This is a genomic window from Kitasatospora sp. NPDC059571 (genome assembly GCF_042735675.1).
Lineage (GTDB): Bacteria > Actinomycetota > Actinomycetes > Streptomycetales > Streptomycetaceae > Kitasatospora.
In genome coordinates this window covers 1-1362 of the sequence record NZ_JBHWBW010000546.1, presented here as the reverse complement: position 1 = coordinate 1362, position 1362 = coordinate 1, and the positions used below count along the sequence as shown (strand labels likewise).

Below are 1362 nucleotides of genomic sequence, written 5' to 3'. Positions count from 1 at the left end.
GGGGCGGGGGGGGGGGGAGCCGGGGGATGCGCGGCGCGGGCGCGCACCCCCCCGGGCGCCCCGGGCGGGCCCGCGCCCCCGCGGACGCGGCCCCGATCGCCCGGCACGACTCCGCGCCGCTGTCGGCGCTGATGGTGCCGTTCCTGAAGCTCAGCAACAACGGCATCGCCGAGCACCTGGTGAAGGAGATCGGCCGGGTCGCGGCCGGCACCGGCAGCTGGCCGGCCGGGCTGGACCGGATCCGCGACTTCGTGCACCGCGCGGGCCTTGAGCCGACCGCCGCCCGGCAGAGCGACGGCTCCGGGCTGTCCCGGCACAACCTGCTGACCGCGAGCCGGCTGACCGCGCTGTTCGGCTACGCCCGCACCAGGCCCTGGTTCCGGAGCTGGTACGACGCGCTGCCGGTGGCCGGCGACACCCGCCGGATGGTCGGCGGCACCCTCACCAACCGGATGCGCGGCACCGCCGCCGCGGGCCGGGTGCACGCGAAGACCGGTTCGATGACCGGTGTCGACGCCCTCGCCGGGTACGTCGACCGGGCCGACGGCCGCACCCTGGCCTTCGCCGTCCTGCTGAACAACTTCGCGGGGGACAGCCCGCGGCCGGTCCTCGACGCGTTCGCCGTCCGCCTCGCCGGCGACACCGCCACCCCGTCCGCCCCCGGCCCGAACGGCGGCACCGGGCGCCGCACCGCCGACCCGCACGACTGGGAGACCGCCTGCCTGCTGGCCACCCGGCCGGCCGCCTGCTGACCCGCCCCACCCACGGCGCCGGCGCGCCCGCGCGAACCGAGAGGAGCCCCCGGCCGATGACGCCAGCCCCCGCCCGGGCCGCCCTGACGGCCCTCGCCCTCCTCGTCGCGGCCGCACTGCCCGGCTGCGCCCGCACCGCCGCCGACCCCGGCGACTTCCCCGCGGTGCCCGGCGGCGCGTACTCCGTCGCGCTCACCGAGCCCGACCACCTCACCCCCGGCCGCACCACCAGCAGTTACGCGATCCAGGTGCTCCAGGGGCTGTTCGACACCCCGATCACCCTCGACCCGCAGGACGGCCACCCGCTGCCGCTCGCCGCCGCCTCGCTCACCACCGGGGACCAGCGGGTCTGGACCCTGCGGCTGCGGCCGGACGGCCGCTTCCACGACGGCGAACCGGTCACCGCACAGAGCTTCGCGGCCGCCTGGGACGCCGCCGCGTACGGGCCCAACGGGTGGGAGGCGAACGCCTACTTCGCACAGATCCAGGGCTATGCCGACCTCAACCCGGGGGCGCGGGCCGCCCCCCCCCGCCCCCCCCCCAGCCGGGGCCGCGTGGGCGCCGGGACCCCCCCCCACGGCGCCCCCCCGGAGCGCGGGGGGACCGGGGA

The 1362-nt window shown here is 79.1% G+C and carries 2 protein-coding genes; both read left to right on the top strand.

Going from position 1 to position 1362, the window contains the following annotated elements:
* A partial coding sequence (dacB, locus tag ACFV0G_RS35145; RefSeq protein ID WP_380556738.1) for a D-alanyl-D-alanine carboxypeptidase/D-alanyl-D-alanine-endopeptidase occupies positions 1-752 on the top strand: 752 nt, incomplete at its 5' end.
* Between the two features lie 56 nt (positions 753-808).
* The coding region (locus ACFV0G_RS35140) for an ABC transporter substrate-binding protein (RefSeq protein ID WP_380556736.1) at positions 809-1362 on the top strand (554 nt) is incomplete at its 3' end.